The following is a 15941-nucleotide window of genomic DNA, read 5'->3' on the forward strand; positions in this document are numbered from 1 at the left end:
GTGTAAAAAAATATTTATGGAGGCCCTGCGAAAACCGCTGGGCCTGCCGATATCTTTCATAGGCCCACCCAACAATGACAACAAGTGGTGACCAAGGTCAGAGCAGCGTGTTGACGCCAGCTGATCAATCCGCTGCAGGGATGCGCGCAGACACTCCTTCTTGAGAATACCTCTATGTCTCTTCGTCATCTGAATATTGCCCCTCGAGCGTCTCTCGGTTTCGCATTCATTGCGTTGTTGGTGGTTGTATTGGGAGTGTTTGCAGTCAACCGCATGACGCTGATCCGTCAGGCGTCGGTGGATATGAGCAGCAACCAACTGCCCAGCGTGGCCTACTTGGGCAGCCTCACGGAAAACGTGTTGCGCATGCGTATCTTGTCGTTTCGCGTGCTGGTCAACCGTGAACCGGCCGCGTTGCAAGAGGCGCAAACGCGCATCGCCGCGCTGATCGACAAGGTCAGAGCCGCCCAGGCCGGTTACTCAGCGTTACCTTCCGTGCCTGAGGAAGCGGCCCTGTACAAGACGTTTGTCGGCACCTTGGACAACTACCTGACGGCCCAGGCCGAAATGCTGGCCCTGTCCCAGCAAAACAAGGTCGATGAGATGCGCGCCTTGATCAATACCCGGATCAAGAACGGCACCGATCAGATGGGCGAGCAGTTGAACAAGCTGATCGCCCTCAACTCCGCTGGCGCCAAGCAGGCCAACGAGCAGGCCGGACGCAGCTATGACAGCGCGATCAGCGGGATCGTCGTGGTGGCCGTGGCCGCCGCCTTGCTCACGGTACTGTTGGCCTGGTTGCTGACCCGCAGCATCGTCACGCCGCTGCGCAAAGCCGTGGAAGTGGCGCAAACCATTGCCGGCGGCGACTTGAGCAAAGTCATTGAAGACGATGGCAAGGATGAACCGGCGCGCTTGATCAGTGCGTTGTCGGCCATGCAAACCAACTTGCGCCAGACCATCCAGCACATCGCCGGTTCGGCCACGCAATTGGCCTCGGCGGCGGAAGAGTTGAGCGCCGTCACCGAAGAAGCCTCCAAAGGCTTGCAGCAACAAAACAACGAAATCGACCAGGCCGCCACGGCCGTCAATGAGATGACCGCTGCCGTGGAAGAGGTGGCGCGGAACGCCGTGTCCACCTCCGAAGCCTCCACGCAGTCCAACCAGGCGGCACGGGAAGGCCGCGACCGGGTGGTTGAGACCGTCGGCGCGATCCAGACCATGACCCAGGATGTGCAAAACACCTCGTTGCTGATCGAAGGTCTGGCCACTCAGGGGCGCGACATCGGTAAGGTCCTCGACGTGATCCGGGCGATTGCCGAGCAGACCAACCTGCTGGCGCTCAACGCGGCGATCGAAGCCGCCCGTGCCGGTGAAGCCGGGCGCGGCTTCGCGGTGGTGGCCGACGAGGTGCGGGCCCTGGCCCATCGCACCGCGCAGTCGACCCAGGAAATCGAGAAAATGGTCGCCGGTATCCAGAACGGCACCGGTGAAGCCGTGCAATCCATGCAACAGAGCAACCAGCGCACCCATAACACCCTGGAAATGGCCCGCGCGGCCGGCGTGGCTCTGGAGCAGATCACTCAGTCGATCAGCCTGATCAACGAGCGCAACCTGGTGATCGCCAGCGCCTCGGAAGAACAGGCCCAGGTGTCCCGTGAAGTAGACCGCAACCTGGTCAACATCCGTGACCTGGCGACCCAGTCGGCGGCGGGCGCCAACCAGACCAGCGCGGCCAGCCATGAGCTGTCGCGCCTGGCGGTGGATTTGAATGCGATGGTGGCCAGGTTCGTTATCTGAGCCACTTTGCAGTGCAATCCCAATGTGGGAGGGGGCTTGCCCCCGATAGCAATGGGTCAGTCAACTCATCTACTGACTGATCCAGCGCCATCGGGAGCAAGCTCCCTCCCACATTTGCTCTGTGTGGTGTCAGAAGCTATTGCATCCAGGCGCCTGGATTCACCAGGTTTTTCGGCTTCTGACCGGCGAGCGCCGCGAGCAGATTATCCACCGCGCACTCGGCCATCGCTTCCCGCGTCTCATGGGTCGCCGAGCCGATATGCGGCGTGGCCACCACATTGTTCAAGCGCAGCAACGGCGAGTCGTGGGGCAGCGGCTCGCGCTCGAACACATCCAGCCCCGCCGCGCGAATCGTGCGCTGCTGCAAGGCCTCGACCAGCGCGGCTTCATCCACCACCTTGCCGCGGGAGATATTGATAAAGATCGTCTCCGGGCCCATCAGGGCGAATTCTTGCGCGCCGATCAACCGCTCGGTTTCGGCGGTGAGCGGCAGTGTCAGGCAGACGAAGTCCGCTTGTTGCAGCAAGTCGTTCAGGCGGCGGTACTGCGCGCCGAACCGTTCTTCCACCTGTGGCTTGGGCGAGTGACTGTGGTAGAGCACCGGCATGCCGAAGCCGAAATGCCCGCGCTGGGCCAGCGCTTCACCAATGCGGCCCATGCCGATGATGCCCAGGGTCTTGCCATGCACGTCGCTGCCGAAATGCGCCGGGCCGATGTTCTTGTGCCACTGGCCGGCACGCACCATATCGGCCAGTTCGACCACCCGGCGTGCGGTGGCGAGGATCAGCGCGAAGCCGGTGTCGGCGGTGGTTTCGGTCAGCACATCGGGCGTGTTGCTGAGCAGGATGCCGCGCCGGGTCAGGTACTCGATGTCGTAGTTGTCGACGCCGACGGACACGCTGGCCACCGCCTCCAGTTGCGGTGCCAGGTCCAGCAACGCGGCGTCCAGGCGCAGGCTCGCGCCCAGCAACCCCTGGGCGCCGGGGAGGGCGTCGCGCAGTTTGGCCAGGCCGGGCGGGTCGAGCGCGTCGATCAGCGTGACCTCGGCGTGCTCATGCAGCCGGGCCATCAGCGGCGCGGAGAGTTTTTTGTACAGAACGACAGACTTTTTCATCAGGTCTTCACCTTTAATTCGAGGGACTGCAACGGCGCGCGCTCGCGGTCGCTGGCGCCGGGCTTGAGGAAAATCGTCAGCACCACCGAGACCATCAACGCGCCGCTCATCAACAGGTAAGAGGCGCCGGGGGAACCGGTACTGCTATTGAGGTAACCCACCAGGTACGAACCGCCGAACGAACCGAGCGCGCCCATGCTGTTGATCAACGCCATGGCGCCGCCGGCGACGTTGGCCGGCAGGATCTCCGGGACAATCGCGAAAAACGGTCCATAGGGCGCATACATGCACGCGCCGGCAATCACCAGCAGGGTGTAGGACCACCAGAAATGTTCGGCGCCGAGCACGTAGGACGCATAGAAAGCGATAGAGGCGATCAACAACGGCGGCCACACAAACCGCTTACGTTTTTGCAGCTTATCCGAACCCCACGACACCACCAGCATGCCGATCACCGCCGCGAGGTAGGGCAGCGCCGACAACCAGCCGGCCTCGACCATGTCCATCTGCAAGCCGGCCTTGAGGATCGACGGCAGCCACAGCACAAAGCCGTACACGCCGATGCTCCAGCAGAAGAACTGCAGCGCAAGGATGATCACCTTGGGCGAGCGAAACGCTTCGGCGTAGTTCTTCACCGCTTTGATCCCCACCTGTTCGGTGGCGAGGGCGGTTTCCAGCTGGTGCTTTTCGCTGTCGCTCAACCACTGGGCATCCTTGGGCCGCTCATCGGCCAGGCGCCACCAGATAAATGCCCACAGCACCGCCGGCAGGCCTTCGACGATGAACATCCAACGCCAGCTGAAATGCTGCACCAGGTAGCCGGACACCACCGACATCCACAGCATGGTCACCGGGTTGCCGAGGATCAGGAACGTATTGGCCCGCGAGCGTTCGGCACGGGTGAACCAGTGGCACAGGTACACCAGCATCGCCGGCATCACCGCCGCTTCGACCACGCCGAGCATGAAGCGAATGGCGACCAGCATGTAGGCGTTGGACACCACGCCGGTCAGGGTGGCCAGGCCGCCCCAGAGGATCAGGCTGACGAAAATCAACTTCTTCACGCTACGCTTTTGCGCGTAGATCGCGCCCGGCACCTGGAAGAAAAAGTAACCGAGGAAGAACAGTGCGCCGAGCAGGGACGACATGCCGGGTGTGATCATCAGGTCTTCAGCCATGCCGCTGGCGGCGGCGAAACCGTAGTTGGCGCGGTCCAGGTACGCCAGGCTGTAGGTGATAAAGACGATGGGCATGATGTACCACCAACGGCGGGTGGCGAGTTTCAAGGTATCCATGGGGTTGCTCCTGAGCTTGTTGTAGTTGTGGCAACAGGGAGTGGGTCAAGCAACGGATCGGGTCGGCAGCTCCGTGCGTGTGGGTAAGCCTTCCATATCGCCGCGGCTCTGCACGGCACGGCTGCCGATCCAGTTGCCGCGGTGTACCGCCTCGGGGAAGCTGAGGTTTTCCAGCAGGGCGCTGATCATGCCGACGGCAAAGCCATCACCGGCGCCGACGGTGTCGACCACTTTGTCCACGCTCACGGCGGCGACAAAGCCTTGGTCCAGTTGGGTGCGGTAATACGCGCCGTCCGGGCCGAGCTTGATGGCCACGGCTTCGGCGCCCTGGTCCAGGTAAAACGCGGCGATGTCCGCCGGGTCGTCGAAACCGGTAAGCAGGCGACCTTCGCTCAAGCCCGGCAAGACCCAATCGGCCAAGCCTGCGAGGGCGTTGATCTCGCGGATCATCTGCTGCTGGCTGGGCCACAGCGCCGGGCGCAGGTTCGGGTCGAACGACACGCTGCGCCCGGCCTTGCGCATTTGCGTCATCAGCTCGCGGGACAACTCGCCGGTGGCCTTGGACAAGGCCGGCGGGATGCCGGTGGCGTGCAGGTGGCGCGCCTGCAGCAGCGCCGGGCTGATGGCTGCGATGGATAAGTGACTGGCCGCCGAGCCCTTGCGGAAGTACTCGACCTGGGGATCATCGCCGGCTTCTTCGCGGGACTTGAGCTGAAAACCGGTGGGGTGCAGCGGGTCGACCGCCACGTGCCGGCAATCCAGGCCTTGTTGCTTGAGCGTGTCGAGCACAAAGCGGCCCAGGGAGTCGTTGCCCACCCGGCTCAGCCAGGCGACGTTGAAGCCCAGGCGCGACAGGCCGATGGCGACATTGCTGTCGGCCCCGGCGATGCGTTTGTGGAAGTGGCCCACCTGGGCCAGGTCGCCGCTCTGTTCGGCGACAAACATCGCCATGGTTTCGCCGAACGACAGGATATCGATCTCAGACATGGGCGTACTCCGCACGGGGTTGGCCAAGCAGGGCGAGGGTGGCGACCTGCTGGGCGGTGACTTCGACCAGGTCATCGCCTTGCAGCGGGAATTCCACCGCCCGGGTAATACCTTGAGTCATGTGGCCCAGCAGTTGTTCCCACAGATGCAGGTCGGTGGCGCCGGGCGGCAGTGCCACCAGCTTGCCGTCCGCGCGACGCGCCACGGCCTTGCAGTGCAGGTAGTCGACATGCCGGCCGAGCAGGCGCGCGGCGGTGAGCGCGGACTGGTCCTGCCAGTGCCAGTTACCGATATCGAACGTCATCTTCACCGGCAGGCCAAGGCGCTCGACTTCGCTGAAGAAACGTTGCAGCGGTTCGATGCGGCCGCCATGCAGGGTCTGGTCGTTTTCCACCAGCAACTTGACCGGGTGGCGGTTGAGCAGGGCGTGCAGGCTGTGCAGGTCGTTGGTGTCGGTGAAGTAGCCGAGGGAGACTTTCAGCCAGCGCGCACCAAAGGCCTGGGCGCGATCAAGGGTGGCGGCGAGCTCGGCATTCGGCTGGGCGCGGCCGGCGACCCACAGTTCCAGCGGCGAAGAGAACACGCACTCCAGGCCTTGTTCGGCCGCCGCCCGGGCCAGTTGTGCGGGTTGTTCAATGGTCAGCAGCTCTTCGCGCCACTCGATGCGCCGGGCACCGGCCGCCGCCAGCAGGGCGACGAAACTCAATTGGCCCTGCTGGCGGACGAGGTCGGCGCCGTAGCTGGAAAGGCTGATGGAGACGGGGTATTCATGCATGATTGTGTACCTCTGAAACCGGTTTCATTTTTATGCGCAACCTATTGAATTGACGCCCGCGAGGGCTCGACAGCGGCTACGAGGTGGGTTGGGTGGAACCGCGAACGATCAGTTCGGGCAGGAAATCCAGGGTGCGGGCCGGCGCCGTATCGCCGCGCAGGCGCTTGAGCAGGCAGTCGAAGGCACTGGCGCCAATCGCCTGCGTCGGTTGGGCGAGGGCGGTGATGCCGGTGCCCACCAGCGGGTACCAGTCCAGGTCATCCAGGGCGATCAGGCCGACGTCCGCGAACAGGTCGCACTCCAGCGCCTTGAGCGCGCGGGTGCAAGCGAGGGCGGCGATGCCGTTGGCGCAGAACACGGCTTTGGCGCCGGGCTTGGCCAGAAAGGCGCGCAGGCGCTTTTCCAGCGCGCCGTCCAGTTCCAGCACCGTGCCGCTCAACGCCGGGCGGCGGGCAATCTCGGCGGTGAAACTGTCAAGGCGCTCCAGGCGCGAACTGGTGCCATCGGTGGCCTCGCTGACCAGCACTATCTCGCGGTAGCCCTGTTGCTCAAGGTGTTCCAGCGCCATGCGTACCGCGGCCGGGTTATCCAAACCCACCAGGTCGCTGCGCAACGGTGCGACCTTGCGGTCCACCAGCACCAGGGGCATTTCCCGTTGCAGTTCCAGCAGTTGTTCGAGGTGGTGGCCGAGGGTGTTCACGATCAGCCCTTCGATGTTGTACGAGCGCAGCGCCGCCAGGTGCTGGCGTTCCTGCTCGTCATCGCGGTCGGTGTTGCACACCACCAGGCTGTAGCCGTGCTGGCGGCAGGCAGTTTCGACACCGTGCATCACGGCGATGGAATAGGGGTTGCGGATATCGGCCACCAGCATACCGATCAGGCGCGTGCGCCCGCGTTTCAAGCCACGGGCCATCTGGTTGGGGCGGTAGCCGAGTTCGGCGATGGCGTGCTCGATGCGCAGGGCGATGGCATCGGAGAGCAGGGCGCGATCGTCGCCGATGAAGCGCGACACGCTGGCTTTGGACACGCCGGCGCGCTGGGCGACGTCGAGCATGGTCACGCGGCTGCGCTGGGCGGCAGAGAAACTGTTCACGGTCATCGACCTTCTATTTTTATTGGAATGACTGAAACCGGTTTCAGGAAACCACTAAAGTACGAAAGCCGTCAAGAAGTTGTAGGACAAAGCCAGATAGCCGGTGTGTTCAGGCCAGCACACTTAACCAAGCCGCCGCCAACAGCAGCACGGCCATACCGCGGTTGAAACGCTGCATGGCGCTGGTCGAACGCAACACCCGTGCGGACCCGGCACCCAACAGCGCCCAGGTGCCCAGGCAGGGGATCGATATCAGGAAAAACGCCAGGGAGAGGTACACCACCTGGCTTTGGCGCTCCGCACCATTGCCGGTAAAAACGCTGACTACGGCCAGTGCCATCATCCAGCTTTTCGGGTTGATCAATTGCAGGCTGGCGGCGCCGATCGGGCTCAGGGGTTTTTGGCGTGTATCCGCTTCGATGGTCCGGGTGGGGGCGCTGAAAATCTGCCAGGCCAGGTAATTCAGCCAGGCAATGCCGATCCATTGCATGGCGGTTTGTACCTTGGGTAGCTGCACCAAGGATCGGCCAAACCCCGAGCCCACCACCAGCACGAGCAGCGCCGCGCCGGCGCAGGCGCCCAGGATGATTGGCAGCGTGGCCCTGAAACCGAAACGGGCGCTGTTGCTCAGTACCAGGATATTGGTCGGGCCGGGGGTAATTGAGGCGACGAAGGCAAACAGCATGAAAGGCAACAGCGTGGACAGCATGGGGGACGACTCCGATAGACCCATTGATGGCGTCGATCTTCACAAGCCCGCGTATCACCTGTCTGGAAGATTTGAGCAGCGCTTGCGGTAGGCGGCGGGCGTCAGGCCATAGGCGCGCACGAACCAGCGGCCCAGGTGGCTCTGGTCGGCAAAGCCCAGGGCGATCGCCACATCGGCCGGTTGTTCACCCTTGGCCAGCAAGTGCCGCGCGCGGGCCAGGCGCAGTTGCACCAGATAAGCATGGGGCGGCAGGCCAAACGCGCTCCTGAACGCCCGGGTCAGGCGGAAGCGGTCGACGCCGCAGGCCAGCGCCAGCGCGTCCATGCCTACATCGTGATGCAGGTGGGCATGCAGGTATTCCCGAGCTTTGTGGGCGACCAGCGGCAGGCGTGGGTCGTCACGGTAACGGCTGCGCCAGTGGAGCTGGCCGGTGAGGCGTTCGAGCAACTGGTCCATGGCCCGTTGTCGCACGATGCGCAATTCGCCACTGTGCAGGGTGCGAAAGGCTTGGCTGGTGGCGAGGGCCAGGCGTGGGTCGTTGGTCAAGGTCGCGGCAAAACTCAGCTGGCTGTTGACGGGAGCCTCTTCGAAGACCGCGCTCACTTCCCGCGTCAACCACTGCGGGTCGAGGTAGAGCATGTGGTAGGTAAAACCGTCGGCCGTGGGCGCGTCGCCGTCATGCAACTCGCCGGGTTCCACCAGGAACACCTGGCCGGGCACGCTGTTGTGGCGCGTGCGGCGGCAGTTGAATTGCTGCACGCCTTGTTCGGTCACGCCGATCAGGTAGCTGTCGTGCCAATGGGGATCGTAGGCATGGCCTTCGAAATGCGCGCGCAGGGTTTCGATGCCGGTGTCGGCGTCCTGGGACAGATCGATCCAATTGTGCGCGGCCATCACAACACCGAGGCGGAATAGACGATGCTATCTAGCGCCCATCGAGTCGTGGGCGTCTAGAAGGTTTGTGCGGCGTCAACTGAACAGTCCCGCGGCAATATTGATCGAGAACCCAAGGATCGCTGTGTTGAACAGAAACCCGATCAGCGATTGCCCCAGCACCACCTTGCGCATGGTGCGGGTGGCAACGCCCACGTCTGCTGTTTGCACGGCGACGCCGATGGTGAAGGAAAAGTACAGAAAGTCCCAATAGTTGGGGGTCAACAACCCCTCGGCAAAGCGCAGCGCCGGCTCTTTGCCGGCCCAGGTGTAATAGAGCCGGGCGTAGTGAACGCTGAAGATCACCCCGATCAACAACCATGAGCCGATGACCGTCAGGCCGGTAAAACCGTAGTGCAACAGCCGCTCGGCGGTGCTCAGGTCCTTGCTGCCGACCAGTTCGAAGGTGATGGTGGCCAGGCTGGCGATGGCTGCGATGCACACCGTGAACAGCACCAGGCCGGCGTTTTCATCCTCGATCTCGGCGATGCGTTTGACGTCTTCGGCCTTGGCGCGGATGGTCAGCCACAGCATCAGCACCAGGTAGATCCAGACGCCGGCATTCCAGCCGATCAGGATTTTGCTCACGAGTGTATCGGCGGGTACCAGGATGCCAACGGCAAGGCCCAGGACGGCGGCGCAAGAGAGGCGAGGGTGGGTGCGGGCGAGGAAGGGCATGGGTGCTCACAACAAGGGCGGTTGTGAGCACCATAGCGCATTTTTGCGCGGGTTATGGACGCTTGCGCACCAGCTTCATGACGACCACAAAGAACACCGGCACAAACACCACCGCCAGCGTCGCAGTGATCATCCCGCCGATCACCCCCGTACCGATCGCTTGCTGGCTCGCCGAACTGGCGCCGGTGGCAATCGCCAGGGGCACCACGCCGAGGATGAACGCCAGCGAGGTCATGATGATCGGCCGCAAGCGCAGCCGCGCGGCCTTCAAGGTCGCGTCGAGCAAGTCTTCGCCCTGCTCGTACAGGTCCTTGGCGAACTCGATGATCAGGATCGCGTTCTTCGCCGACAGGCCGATGATGGTGATCAGCCCGACCTTGAAGAACACATCGTTGGGCATGCCGCGCAAGGTCACGGCCAACACCGCGCCGAGCACGCCCAGCGGCACCACCAGCAGCACCGACGTCGGGATCGACCAGCTTTCATACAGGGCGGCCAGGCACAGGAACACAATCAGCAGCGACAGGCCCAGCAACAGCGGCGCCTGGGAGCCGGACAGGCGTTCCTGCAACGACAGGCCGGTCCATTCCTGGCCCAGGCCCGCCGGCAGTTGGTTGACCAGGCGCTGGATTTCTTCCATCGCCTCGCCCGTGCTGTGCCCCGGTGCCGCTTCACCGGAAATGGCGATGGCCGGGTAGCCGTTGTAACGGGTCAACTGCGTCGGTCCCTGAGTCCACTTGGCTGCGACGAACGCCGACAGCGGCACCATCTCGCCGGCCTTGTTGCGCACGTTGATCTTCAACAGATCCGCGACCTGGCTGCGTTGGTCGCCTTCGGCCTGCACCACCACGCGCTGCATGCGCCCCTGGTTGGGGAAGTCATTGATGTAGGCCGAACCGATGGCCGACGACAGTACATTGCCCACATCGGCGAAGGACACGCCCAGCGCGTTGGCCTGCTTGCGGTCGACCTGCAACTGCACTTGCGGCGCTTCGGCCAGGGCGCTTTCACGCACGTTGGCCAGGATCGGGCTTTTTCCCGCAGCGTCCAGCAGTTCGGTACGCGCCGCCATCAACGCCGCGTGGCCGACGCCGCCACGGTCCTGCAGGCGGAACTCGAAACCGCTGCTGGTGCCGAGGCCGTCCACCGGTGGAGGCAGGATCGCATAGGCAATCGCGTCCTTCAGTTCAGTGAACGCCATGTTGGCGCGGTCGGCAATCGCGGCGGCCGAATCGTCGCTGCTGCGTTGCGACCAATCCTTGAGCGTGGTGAACGCCAGCGCCGCGTTCTGCCCGGAGCCGGAGAAACTGAAGCCCATGATCATGGTGGTGTCGCCAACCCCGGGCTCTTCGGCGTTGTGCGCTTCGATCTGTTCGGCCACCTGCACCGTGCGGTTCTTGCTCGCGCCCGGCGGCAACTGGATATCGATGATGGTGTAACCCTGGTCTTCCACCGGCAGGAACGAGGAGGGCAGGCGACTGAACATCAGCCCCAGGCCCACCAGCAGCACCAGGTAGATCAACAGGTAACGGCCGCTGCGCTTGAGGGCATACGCCACCCAGCCTTCGTAGCGGTCGGTGAGCCGTTCGAAACGCCGGTTGAACCAGCCGAAGAACCCGCCCTTGGCGTGGTGCTCATCCTTGGCGATCGGCTTGAGCAGGGTCGCGCAAAGTGCCGGGGTCAAGGTCAGGGCGAGGAACGCCGAGAACAGGATCGAGGTGGCCATCGACAGCGAAAACTGCTGGTAGATCACCCCCACCGAGCCTGGCATGAATGCCATCGGCAGAAACACCGCCACCAACACCAACGTAATGCCGATGATGGCCCCGGTGATCTGGCCCATGGCCTTGCGCGTGGCCTCTTTGGGCGACAGGCCCTCGCTGACCATGATCCGCTCGACGTTCTCCACCACCACGATCGCATCGTCCACCAGGATACCGATGGCCAGCACCATGCCGAACATGGTCAGCACGTTGATCGAGAACCCGAGCAACAGCATGGTGGCGAAGGTGCCCATCAACGCAATCGGCACCACCAGGGTCGGGATCAGCGTGTAGCGCACGTTCTGCAGGAACAGGAACATCACCGCGAACACCAGCGCCATCGCTTCGAGCAGGGTGTAGACCACCTTGGTGATCGAGACTTTGACGAACGGCGAGGTGTCATACGGGATCTTGTATTCGACATTGGCCGGGAAGTAGCGCGACAGCTCATCCATCTTCGCCCGCACCCGGTTCGCGGTGCTCAGCGCATTGGCGCCCGGCGACAGTTGCACACTGACGGCGGTGGACGGCTTGCCGTTCAGGCGTGTGGAAAACTGGTATTCCTGGCTGCCGACTTCCACCCGCGCCACATCGCCGATACGCACGGTGGAACCGTCGGGGTTGGCCTTGAGCACGATGTCGGCGAACTCGGCCGGCGTGGACAACTGGCCCTTGACCAGGATTGCCGCGGTGATTTCCTGGGTCTTGGTGCCCGGCAAGTCGCCGATGCTGCCGGCGGAAACCTGGGCGTTCTGCGCGCTGATCGCGGCATTCACGTCGGCCGGGGTCAGGTTGAAACCGATCAGCTTCTGCGGGTCGATCCACACCCGCATGGCCCGCTCGGCGCCATACAGCTGGGCCTTGCCCACCCCGTCGAGGCGCTTGAGTTCGTTCATCACGTTGCGCGCCAGGTAGTCGCTGAGCGCCACGTCATCGAGCTTGCCGTCGCTGGAGGTGAGGGTCACCAGCAGCAGGAAGCCGGCGGAGACTTTCTCCACCTGTAAACCCTGCTGGGTCACCGCCTGGGGCAAGCGCGATTCCACGGCCTTGAGGCGGTTCTGCACATCGACCTGGGCCATCTCCGGGTTGGTGCCCGGCTGGAAAGTCGCGGTGATGGTGGCCGAGCCGAGGCTGCTCTGGGATTCGAAATACAGCAGGTGATCGGCGCCATTGAGCTCTTGCTCGATCAGGCTGACCACGCTTTCATCCAGGGTCTGCGCCGAAGCGCCGGGGTACACCGCGTGGATTTCGACTTTCGGCGGTGCGACGTTGGGGTACTGGGCCACCGGCAACTGCGGGATGGCGAGCGCGCCGGCCAGCAGGATAAACAGGGCGACCACCCAGGCGAAGATCGGGCGGTCAATAAAGAACTGCGGCATGGTCAAAGATCCTTATTGGCCGGAAGCCTGGGCGGGCGGTGGCGGGCTGTCATCCACTTGAACTTTTTCACCGGGACGCGCGTGTTGCACGCCCTCGACGACGATGCGGTCACCGGCCTTGAGCCCGGCGCTGACGACCCAGCGGTCATCGATCACCGCGCCCAATTCCACCGGTTGCAAACTCACGGTTTGTTCGGCGTCCAACAACAGCACCATCGGGATGCCGGCGCTGTCGCGGGTGATCGCGCGTTGCGGCACGCTGATGCCTTGGCGGTCGACCGCCTGTTCCAGGCGCACGCGCACGAAACTGCCGGGCAGCAGGTCGAGGTCCGGGTTGGGGAACTCGCTGCGCAGGATGATCTGCCCGGTGCCGGGGTCGACGCTGATCTCGGCGAAGAGCAATTTGCCCGGCAGCGGATACAGGCTGCCGTCGTCCTGGATCAGCGTGGCCTTGGCCTGGTCCTGGCCGACCTGTTTCAGGCTGCCGGCGCGGAAGGCGCGGCGCAGCTCGTTCAACTCACGGGTGGACTGGGTCAGGTCGGCGTGGATCGGGTCCAATTGCTGGATGATCGCCAGCGGCGTGGCCTCGTTCTGGCCGACCAGCGCGCCTTCGGTCACCAGCGCACGCCCGATGCGCCCGGAAATCGGCGCGGTGACGGTGGCGTAGCCCAGGTTCAGTTTGGCCCGTTCGACGGCGGCCTTGTTCGCGGCGACCTCGGCGTTGGTCTGGCGCAGGGCGGCGCGGGCGTTGTCGTAGTCCTGGCCGCTGATGGCGTTGCCTTCGACCAACTGGCTGTAGCGCTGTTCTTGCAGGCGCGCCTGGAACGCATTGGCCTCGGCCTTGCTCAGGTTGGCCTGAGCGCTGTCCAGATCGGCCTTGAACGGGGCTGGGTCGATGCGAAACAGCACGTCGCCCTGTTTCACGTCGTGGCCTTCCTTGAACACCCGCTGCATCACCACCCCGGCGACCCGCGCGCGCACTTCGGCAATGCGCGGCGCGGCAATGCGCCCGCTCAGTTCACTGCTGATGGACAGGGGTTTGGCCTCGAGGGTTTCGATGCGGACGGTGGCCAGGGGCATTTCCGGTGCTTCGGCGGACGACTCGTCACACGCACTCAGGGCGAGTGTCAGTGCCAGCAAGCAAAACGGCGCAAACAGATTCTTCGACATGCTCTTATCCCAATATTGACTGGTGCATCCTAATGTCGCCGGCACTGCGCTGCTGTGAAGCTGTGTAGGTCGTCTGTGAAGAAATGTAAGGTGCAGCCCACGTTCGGCCGCGGGCGTATATCCTTGCACAACCTTGCAAACACTGAAGATCAAATGTGGCAGGGCGCAAGTCCCCTCCCACATGGGATTTGTGTAAGACCCATAACTGCATTATTTGGAAACACCATGCCCAACATCCTCCTGGTCGAAGACGACGCCGCGCTCTCCGAGCTGATTGCCAGCTACCTGGAGCGCAATGGCTACCACGTCAGCGTGCTCAGCCGGGGCGACCATGTTCGCGAACGCGCGCGGCTCAACCCGCCAGACCTGGTGATCCTCGACCTGATGCTGCCCGGCCTCGACGGCCTGCAGGTGTGCCGTTTGCTGCGCGCCGATTCGGCGGGCCTGCCGATCCTGATGCTGACCGCCCGCGATGACAGCCACGACCAGGTGCTGGGCCTGGAAATGGGCGCCGACGACTACGTCACCAAACCCTGCGAGCCCCGCGTGCTGCTGGCCCGGGTCCGCACGCTGTTGCGCCGCAGCAGCTTGTCCGAACCGCAGGTGGCCAACGACCAGATCGTCATCGGCAACCTGTGCATCGACCTGTCGGAACGCACCGCGACCTGGCGCGAACAGGCGGTGGAGTTGTCCAGCGGCGAATACAACCTGCTGGTGGTGCTGGCGCGGCATGCCGGTGAAGTGCTCAGCCGCGACCAGATCCTGCAACGCCTGCGCGGGATCGAGTTCAACGGCACCGACCGCTCGGTGGACGTGGCCATCTCCAAGCTGCGCCGCAAGTTCGACGACCACGCCGGGGAAGCGCGCAAGATCAAGACGGTGTGGGGCAAAGGCTACCTGTTCAGCCGATCAGAGTGGGAATGCTGAGTCATGTTTCGTGTGCTGCTGCGTCTCTATCTGATCACGATCGTCACCTACAGCGCGGCGATCTTCCTGATTCCCAAGCTGGTGATCCAGGTGTTCGAGCACCGCTACGTGGACTACAACGTCGAACAGTCCCGCGGCCTGCAGAAACTCATCGTCAAGCAATACCAGCGGGCGCCGGTGGAGCGCTGGTCCCAGGTCACCGAACAACTGGGCCGTGACTTCGCGCCGCTCAAGGTTGAACTGCTGTTGCACCAGGACGCGCGCTACACCCCCGAAGAAGAGCAACTGCTGGCCCAAGGCAAGCCGGTGATCCGCCTGGGCGAGTGGGGGTGGATGGCCGAGGTCAGCTCACCGATCAACCCGCAGTTTGCGGTCAAGCTGACGATCCCGCCGGACTCGCTGGACATGAACCTGCTGTACTGGTCGATGAACGTACTGATCGGTGCCGCGCTGCTCGCCTGCCTGCTGGTATGGCTGCGCCCGCACTGGCGCGACCTGGAGCGCCTGAAAAGCACTGCCACGCAGTTGGGCAAGGGGAATTTTGGCGAACGCACGCGCATTCCGCCAAGTTCCAATATCGGCAGCCTGGCGACGGTGTTCGACACCATGGCCGACGATATCGAACACCTGTTGAACCAGCAGCGTGACTTGCTCAACGCGGTCTCCCACGAACTGCGCACCCCCCTGACACGCCTGGACTTCGGCCTGGCCCTGGCGTTGTCCGAAGATCTGCCTCAGGCCAGCCGCGAGCGCCTGCAAAGCTTGGTGGCGCATATCCGTGAGCTGGATGAGCTGGTGCTGGAGTTGCTCTCCTATAGCCGCCTGCAAAACCCTGCGCAGCTGCCGGAGCGGGTCGAGGTGGTGCTCGACGAGTTTGTCGACAGCGTGCTGGGCAGCGTCGACGACGAACTGGAGCACCCCGAGATTGTGATCGACGTGGCGCTCGACTGCAGCGTCGAGCGCTTCAGCCTCGACCCGCGCCTGACCGCCCGCGCCCTGCAAAACCTGCTGCGCAATGCCACGCGCTACTGCGACAAACGCATCCAGGTGGGGGTCAAGGTATGTCCCACGGGCTGCGAAATCTGCGTGGACGATGATGGCATCGGTATTCCGCCGGACCAGCGCGAACGTATCTTCGAGCCGTTCTATCGCCTGGACCGCAGCCGCGACCGCTCCACCGGCGGGTTTGGCCTGGGCCTGGCGATCAGCCGACGCGCCCTCGAAGCCCAGGGCGGCACCCTGACCGCGCAGGCTTCACCGCTCGGCGGTGCGCGGTTTCGTGTGTGGTTGCCGAGTGTGACGGATTAGAAAAACCGGG

At 63.7% G+C, this 15941-nt stretch carries 13 protein-coding genes; 3 read left to right on the top strand and 10 right to left on the bottom strand.

All coding sequences use genetic code 11. From position 1 onward, the window contains the following. The first annotated feature begins 174 nt into the window (after positions 1–174). Positions 175–1800: a methyl-accepting chemotaxis protein gene (locus JN756_RS13870; RefSeq protein WP_046383169.1), complete on the top strand. Its 1626-nt coding sequence runs from the start codon at positions 175–177 to the stop codon at positions 1798–1800. A gap of 136 nt (positions 1801–1936) precedes the next feature. On the opposite strand, the gene JN756_RS13875 is transcribed toward JN756_RS13870, so the two are convergent. The 10 genes from JN756_RS13875 to JN756_RS13920 all read right to left on the bottom strand — a co-directional run bounded on the left by JN756_RS13875 (position 1937) and on the right by JN756_RS13920 (position 13696). Continuing rightward, positions 1937–2914: an NAD(P)-dependent oxidoreductase gene (locus tag JN756_RS13875; protein ID WP_126589044.1), complete on the bottom strand. Its 978-nt coding sequence runs from the start codon at positions 2912–2914 to the stop codon at positions 1937–1939. Then, positions 2914–4209 (bottom strand): MFS transporter, encoded by a 1296-nt coding sequence (locus JN756_RS13880; RefSeq protein ID WP_201022180.1) that lies wholly within the window; start codon positions 4207–4209, stop codon positions 2914–2916. Before JN756_RS13880 ends, JN756_RS13875 begins: the two co-directional genes overlap by 1 nt. 45 nt (positions 4210–4254) lie before the next feature. Then, positions 4255–5196 carry a sugar kinase gene (locus tag JN756_RS13885; protein ID WP_046383172.1) on the bottom strand — a complete coding sequence of 314 codons (942 nt, stop codon included), beginning with the start codon at positions 5194–5196 and terminating at the stop codon, positions 4255–4257. Beyond that, positions 5189–5971 (bottom strand): sugar phosphate isomerase/epimerase family protein, encoded by a 783-nt coding sequence (locus JN756_RS13890; RefSeq protein ID WP_057005239.1) that lies wholly within the window; start codon positions 5969–5971, stop codon positions 5189–5191. Before JN756_RS13890 ends, JN756_RS13885 begins: the two co-directional genes overlap by 8 nt. A 76-nt stretch (positions 5972–6047) precedes the next feature. Next, positions 6048–7064, bottom strand: coding sequence for a LacI family DNA-binding transcriptional regulator (locus tag JN756_RS13895; protein ID WP_108526620.1), 1017 nt, complete (start codon positions 7062–7064; stop codon positions 6048–6050). Positions 7065–7173: 109 nt separating this feature from the next. Further along, on the bottom strand, positions 7174–7773 hold the full coding sequence (locus JN756_RS13900) for a LysE family translocator (RefSeq protein ID WP_057005241.1): 600 nt from the start codon (positions 7771–7773) through the stop codon (positions 7174–7176). A gap of 54 nt (positions 7774–7827) precedes the next feature. Beyond that, on the bottom strand, positions 7828–8667 hold the full coding sequence (locus tag JN756_RS13905; protein ID WP_017848411.1) for an AraC family transcriptional regulator: 840 nt from the start codon (positions 8665–8667) through the stop codon (positions 7828–7830). Positions 8668–8742: 75 nt separating this feature from the next. Continuing rightward, positions 8743–9384 carry a DUF1345 domain-containing protein gene (locus JN756_RS13910; protein WP_057005243.1) on the bottom strand — a complete coding sequence of 214 codons (642 nt, stop codon included), beginning with the start codon at positions 9382–9384 and terminating at the stop codon, positions 8743–8745. 52 nt (positions 9385–9436) lie between these two features. Then, complete coding sequence (locus tag JN756_RS13915) at positions 9437–12526, bottom strand: multidrug efflux RND transporter permease subunit (RefSeq protein ID WP_057005244.1); 3090 nt, start codon at positions 12524–12526, stop codon at positions 9437–9439. A 12-nt stretch (positions 12527–12538) separates the two neighbouring features. Further along, positions 12539–13696 (bottom strand): efflux RND transporter periplasmic adaptor subunit, encoded by a 1158-nt coding sequence (locus JN756_RS13920; protein WP_046383181.1) that lies wholly within the window; start codon positions 13694–13696, stop codon positions 12539–12541. A gap of 225 nt (positions 13697–13921) precedes the next feature. Here JN756_RS13920 and JN756_RS13925 point away from each other — a divergent pair, with 225 nt between their 5' ends. Beyond that, a complete protein-coding gene (locus JN756_RS13925) occupies positions 13922–14623 on the top strand; it encodes a response regulator (RefSeq protein ID WP_017848415.1) in 702 nt (233 codons plus the stop codon). A gap of 3 nt (positions 14624–14626) precedes the next feature. Next, positions 14627–15931, top strand: coding sequence for an ATP-binding protein (locus JN756_RS13930; protein ID WP_046383182.1), 1305 nt, complete (start codon positions 14627–14629; stop codon positions 15929–15931). Positions 15932–15941: the final 10 nt, after the last annotated feature.

Source organism: Pseudomonas sp. Y39-6, from assembly GCF_023651955.1.
Taxonomy (GTDB): Bacteria; Pseudomonadota; Gammaproteobacteria; order Pseudomonadales; family Pseudomonadaceae; genus Aquipseudomonas; species Aquipseudomonas veronii.